The organism is Bacillus sp. CHD6a (genome assembly GCF_001293645.1).
GTDB lineage: Bacteria > Bacillota > Bacilli > Bacillales > Bacillaceae_I > Sutcliffiella_A.
This window is the reverse complement of sequence record NZ_LBMD01000024.1, coordinates 64,115-70,114: the sequence shown is the minus strand read 5'-3', so window position 1 is coordinate 70,114 and position 6,000 is coordinate 64,115. Positions and strand designations below refer to the sequence as shown.

Sequence of the window (6,000 nt, the reverse complement as noted above, 5' to 3'; positions counted from 1 at the left end):
CCTCAGACTTCTTCATAATCTACAACCTTTTTAATAAAATAGTCATACCTAATTTTAGGTGGTTGTTTAATAACTGCATCAAATTCTCTTTTGTCCATTTTTCTCAGTCCTTGCCGGGCATATATGTCTACATTTCTAATATTCCTTATTCCATTAAACTGCCCTTTAACTTAATACCAATTATTTCAAATATCCTCAGATCTGGCAATCATTTTTCAAGACAAAAAGGACGCAATATTAGATAGTTGCGCCCTTTAACGGAATAACTCCTGAGCTATAATTAGGTAGTTTACTTCCGACTACCTAATATCGTTTTTTAAGAATATTTCTTTATATGCGTTTCAATTTGTTCTTTATGTTTTAAATCATGGTCAATCATCCCAACAAAATACTCACAAAGGGTAATATGTTTTTTGCCAGGACAAGGCTGATCAAATTTTTCTGGTTTAACATTCCCCAATTGAGTTACTAGGTTTTTCCTAACATAGATAAACTCACTTATAAGGTCTTCTTTAGAAATACCTGATCTTGCATATTTAGAAGCCTCTTGATTTATTGATTCACCAGTTACATTTGTTTTAGGGAAATCCTTTTCTCTTAGTAAGAAATAAATTCTTTTCTCTATCAAAAATTTATCCCACGAAATAAAATGAGCAATGACATCTGCAGTGCCCCAGGAACCCTCTCGAAAAGGTTTGAACCATAGATCATTTGAAATGTTCTTTAAAGTGAGAGACCAATCCACTAAACTATACTTTTCTTTAATAATGTTTTCTTTAATCATTTAAATCCCCTTAAATTTCAAATATTTTCATGTTTATATCTGTACTTTCGATAAAACCCTATAAAACTCCTTTATTGAAACAATCAGTTACCAGCAGGGAAAAATTTTCTTAAAGATAAACATATTAAAAACCTCAATCTCTCAATTTTATTAATGAGAAATGGAGGTTTATTTACTTAGGAACTGCGCCCTTATGTTGAATAATGGCTGCATTGATTCAATCAGATAATAGAATCTAATTTAATATTATTGATTAAATTAAATATTCCCTAACATGGACTCTAATTCTTTTTGATTTTCAGACAGCCATAGCATTTCTTTTGCAAAACGGTCTGGAGGTCCACTATGTTGATCCATGCTTGAATTTATCCACCATGTACTTTCCATAAACCATAACATTTTTAATGAGCTGATTATGAACCCTTTCTTAAGTAGACTTTGCTCACTATATCCTTCTATAAAAGCATGAACAAGAGAAACATCAAAGTGATTTTCATACAAGGCCCCAGATATAACAGCTCTTGCACAATCAAGCTGTGGGTAGTCATATTTCATTCTATCAAAATCTAAGACAGCACTTATATTTTTCTCTTCAAACAATAAATTGTCTACCCAGAGATCACGATGAGCCCAACCAGATGCACTCAGATTAAAATCTTCTAAATTAATAGTTTCTGTTACTTTAAATTGTGTTTCTAATATCGGTAACAGATGTGATTTGTCAGTATTATTTGCACGATTCCAAACAGATTCCCAATGAGTTAAACGCTCCTCACGACTTGGGGGAATAAATTCTGGGTGTCTCTTAACCCTAAGTGTACCGTCATTTAATACTTGATGCATATACCCCGTTACTCGTCCTAAATCATACATTTGATGAACATTTAATTCTCCTGGGGGTATCACAGTTCCACTACAGTAATCCATTAACATAAAAAGTTCGCCCTTTTCCGATTCAATAAGAAACTGACCCTCATAAGAATAGAGCTTAGGGCATGGAAGACCTCTATTGTGTAATCGCATTTGTTGAGAGAAGGCTAGTAATAGTTCTTCATGATTATACAGTTTGTATCTTTCTTTATTGAATTGTTTGATTAGAAAAACACCAAAATCCGTTGTTATTTTCCACTTTAAATTTAACCAACCACGTTTTATAGGTGTAGCATTTAATACCTTCAATCCAAAATAACGATTACAAGTAATAATTAGATCATTCAATACCATTTCTTCTGTTAATACAAAATCCATACTTCAGCTCCTCGAAGTTCTCTTTACTTCTAAATACTTCAACAAAGTCAATTTATTTCCTTTTTACTTTGAATAAGGTAACTTAGTTTAATTAGAGTAGTGAATTTGGAAAAATCATTCAACCTTGTTTCTTGTATAACACCAAACATATCTTCAATTTGATAAAGATTCCCTGCTGATCTTCAACTATATGGCCTTAATTCATTAAGAAAAACGCATTTTATGTTCCAAAAACGCGCCCTTTCGTTGATTAAGATACTTACTATATCATTCTCTTTGAAAGATAATACTGCTGATTTTCTTTAGTTGGATGTTCTTCTATTACCCCAACTACTTTATAACCATACTTTTGATAAAAATCTGGTGCTTGGAAGCTAAATGTATCAAGCTGAATTAGTCTGCAATTATTTTCTCTTGCAAAATCCTCTATCTTTAGTAATAACTCTTTCCCGTACCCTTTGCCCCTCAGTGATTCATCAACCCATAAGAAGTCAATATGTAAGGTGTACCAAAAAATTGTTCCTGTTATTCCTCCTAAAATTTTCCCTTCTTCATCCTTTATAATAAAGCTAATATTCTTAACAGGATGTTTTACATCGTCAGGTAGTTTAGAAAGATTATGTTCTATTACTTTTTTTCGAATGTATTCACTATCTTCTTGATTCCATTGTTGCGTAATTATCATAATTTCCTCTCCCACCTAGAAGTCACTGAATTCATATTTTATCATATTTGTTTCTTCTTCAACCTACATCGTTACCTAAATAATCCTTTTTCAATTTAATTGTCTTAAAACAAAAATGAGCACCTATTCTTCTTCAAGAATGGCGCCCGATTGTCGAAGACTCGATTTCGAGATAATATACATTTCTTCAACTATAGCTCCTAGTTTATTGAAGAGTTGATTAAGAAACTATTCTTGTCTGTTTATTGAAGTAAAATGTGAAAGCAATCAGTAAAGCCGTAAATATCGTAACAACCATTGCATAAATAAAATAATCCATAAATAATTCCTGAGTCCATCGAACGCTATCGGTGATTATCCAATAGCTAATTAGATTGGAAATAGAAATCCCATCCTGTTCACCCGTGCTCGCTTTGTAATTCAACCACAAGCTTATAGAAGATATGCTTGAAATTACTAAACCAATTATTAACGTAATAGTTAGAGGATGCTTTACAGAAAAGTATGTCACCAATCTAAAAGTTACTAAAAGAAATGCTGCCGTTATTAATATAAACATAAAAAACCTCCACCCTATGTGATTTTTTGTTAACGGAAATCCAATGGTTAAATTACAGGAATGCTGCCCACTTCTTAATTAAGAAGTGAACCACTTTGTTGCAATCGCTCTTAGATTGCAGAAAATTGGATTTCAAGAAAGCTTGTATACAATCAACAATTATAACTCACGATTATCTAAGGTAATTGTTTACGAACCAAATACGATAAGGTCATTCCATATACAAGTATGTTGCTTTATTTCTAATCAAAAAGAACAAAGTAGTAAAAATTGCAACCCCAGTCATTATTGAAAATCACAAATCAATATCCAGAATACATCCTGTTCTAAAGGCGTATCAACCCTCTGTTTATTTTTCATTTCCATTACTAATTCAAAATGTTAATAAAAAGTATTAACTATCTTTTTAATGCACTTCATCAAATTATATTTTCTTAGTCTGTTGGTCTTATCATCGGTTCTTCCATGGTTTCTAACCAATAGCACCAGTCACTAAAACTTCCATCAAATTGAAAATAGGCTTTTTTTACTTCAAAATATTTAAAGACAGTCTCGGAAAGTGCTTCGAAAATTTCTTTCTTTTCAGCTGTAGATGGGGCTGGTTCATTAAAATCCTTAAAGTCAACAATTAAGGTTCCATCTTTATCAATTGAAACCCCGTTTAATAATGGTTCGTTAGAGTATGAAGCAAATATTGTTTTATTCGTAAATAACTGTGCAATGTCCTGCTCTAGTTCAGGGTGCGGTTCCCCATAAGTTTTATAATCAAATCCGATTTTCTCTCTTTCCGGTTGTTGTTCTTTTATTCGGTCATCTAATAATTTCTCAAATGATTTTCCTGGTATTAGTTCGTATATTGCTAAATGACTAGCTTCGGGAGAGAGGAGATAAATTTTATTACCATCTGTTTTAACTAAATGACTCGCAGATATTTCCATATTCTCCGAAGGAATTCTTACAGCTCCAAGAGTAGAACCATGTTTATTTACAATATAAACATGAGTTTCTGGTTCTATCGTAGTGAATTCAGCCTCTCGTTCAGTTTTTGTAAAAACAACTTGATTTTCAGTAATAGACTGAAAAGTAAGTCCTCCATAGAAATGTTCAAAATCCACTTCAATTTCAATGTTTTCCCCATTATCATTGATCCAGATTTCCCCTTCAACTTCACTCACTCTTATTTCCCTATATGGCAAGTCTTCAGCAGGAATTCTTTCGCCTGTTTCTACTAGTTCAACGCGCCCTTGCAATTGATTTACCGTTACACCATACTCTTTCATATAAACTAATCCCGTTGGAATTTCAACAGATATTTCGAAAGTATTTATTAATTCACCGTTGTTTGAAAATTGGTATACAAGCTTTTGTCCAGAGTCAAGGACATAAATTTCCTTATCATTTGTTACTAAAATATCAACTAGATGCTTCGCTTCATCAATGGGAATGGTTCTATAATTTCCTTGAGCATCAATAATTAATACCTTATTATTAAAATTATCTAAGATATAGAAGGTTCCATCGTAGACTGCAAAGCTAGATACATTATTGCTTTCCGGGCCCTTAGGATCTATGCCAACTTGATTTTCTTGATCACCATATCCAACTTCCATAATTAGATTTACCTGCGAATGTTCCAATATTGGGAACGGATTCTCTAAAATCTCCCCCGAATTTTCAGGTTGCAGTTTGGAAACAAAAGAAAGGGAAAGTACTATCGTTAAAAGTACTACCATTCCAATTGCCATTATTGGCATTTTCAAAAAAATCATTTGCTTTTGGTTTTTCCGTGTGGCTATTTTTGTTTGTAAATCTTGGACAAATTTAGGACGGGGCTCAATTTTTGGTCTTTCCTTTATTGGTGCTAAAATCTTTTTAATCTCCTGAATTGAATCTTCTTTCTTGTTCATAATTTAACACCGCCCCTTCCTCTTTAGATAAATGCTTTTTTAATTGTTTTATAGCTCGGTGAAAGTCAACCCTGACTTTTAATTCCGTACAGCCTAAAATCGATGCTGTTTCCTTTATGTTGAACTCGTTTATCCCTCTTAAGATCACAAGACTCCGATAATGTGGTTTGACCTTAAGAAGAACTTGCTGAATCTCTTCCCATTTTTCTTTCAAAATCACTTGTTCGTCCAATGATGCTTCTTTAGATTTAAGTGTTTCAAAAAACTCTGGCAATAGCCTACTAAATTTCTTTTTACGAATGTGGTCAATTGCAGTATGTCTAGCAATTGAAAGCAGCCAGTATTTTGCCCGGGAATGATCATGTAGTGTGTTCATACTTTTTAAAGCTTTCATAAATGTATCATGTGTTATATCTTCTGCATCTTGAGTCGAGTTTGTAAAATACAAAGAAAATTGATAAATGTCTTTATGATATAAGGTATATAAGTGCTCAATATCGATATTTCCTACCACCTTCACCCCTCCTTTCTTACATGACGAATCAAATAGCTATTCGTTTCAAAAAAGCCATATTATTTTTAAAGAGGCTTACTTAGGTAATATTGTTGTTTCAATAACAAAATATAGGAACGTCCACTTTGGAGTCCCTACGTTTTTTCTATTGCTCTCATATTTATGAAGGCTCCCTCTTCCTTTAATATCCTTCATTTTCTGCACTGTAGCTTTATCTACAAAATTAAGAACAGTTGTGTAAGATCAAAGTTTGGACTCCGGCCTTAAGTTTTTTTCATTTAGTTTAACGAGACAAGATTAATC

The 6,000-nt window shown here is 32.6% G+C and carries 5 protein-coding genes; all 5 read right to left on the bottom strand.

Annotation, left to right across the window (positions count from 1 at the left end):
* Positions 1-316 precede the first annotated feature (316 nt).
* Positions 317-784 carry a DinB family protein gene (locus AAV98_RS15815; RefSeq protein WP_060666515.1) on the bottom strand — a complete coding sequence of 156 codons (468 nt, stop codon included), beginning with the start codon at positions 782-784 and terminating at the stop codon, positions 317-319.
* 258 nt (positions 785-1,042) lie between these two features.
* The gene (locus AAV98_RS15810; protein ID WP_060666514.1) at positions 1,043-2,032 is read right to left on the bottom strand and encodes a phosphotransferase; all 990 of its coding nucleotides are present in this window, start codon (positions 2,030-2,032) and stop codon (positions 1,043-1,045) included.
* Between the two features lie 262 nt (positions 2,033-2,294).
* On the bottom strand, positions 2,295-2,717 hold the full coding sequence (locus AAV98_RS15805; RefSeq protein ID WP_060666513.1) for a GNAT family N-acetyltransferase: 423 nt from the start codon (positions 2,715-2,717) through the stop codon (positions 2,295-2,297).
* Between the two features lie 993 nt (positions 2,718-3,710).
* Complete coding sequence (locus AAV98_RS15795; protein ID WP_060666511.1) at positions 3,711-5,183, bottom strand: hypothetical protein; 1,473 nt, start codon at positions 5,181-5,183, stop codon at positions 3,711-3,713.
* Positions 5,149-5,697 (bottom strand): RNA polymerase sigma factor, encoded by a 549-nt coding sequence (locus AAV98_RS15790; protein WP_060666510.1) that lies wholly within the window; start codon positions 5,695-5,697, stop codon positions 5,149-5,151. Before AAV98_RS15790 ends, AAV98_RS15795 begins: the two co-directional genes overlap by 35 nt.
* Between the last annotated feature and the right edge of the window lie 303 nt (positions 5,698-6,000).

Coding starts and splice junctions, on each gene's coding strand:
- AAV98_RS15795 (WP_060666511.1), bottom strand. CDS start 5,183: ATGAACAAGAAAGAAGATTCAATTCAGGAGATTAAAAAGATTTTAGCA.
- AAV98_RS15815 (WP_060666515.1), bottom strand. CDS start 784: ATGATTAAAGAAAACATTATTAAAGAAAAGTATAGTTTAGTGGATTGG.
- AAV98_RS15805 (WP_060666513.1), bottom strand. CDS start 2,717: ATGATAATTACGCAACAATGGAATCAAGAAGATAGTGAATACATTCGA.
- AAV98_RS15810 (WP_060666514.1), bottom strand. CDS start 2,032: ATGGATTTTGTATTAACAGAAGAAATGGTATTGAATGATCTAATTATT.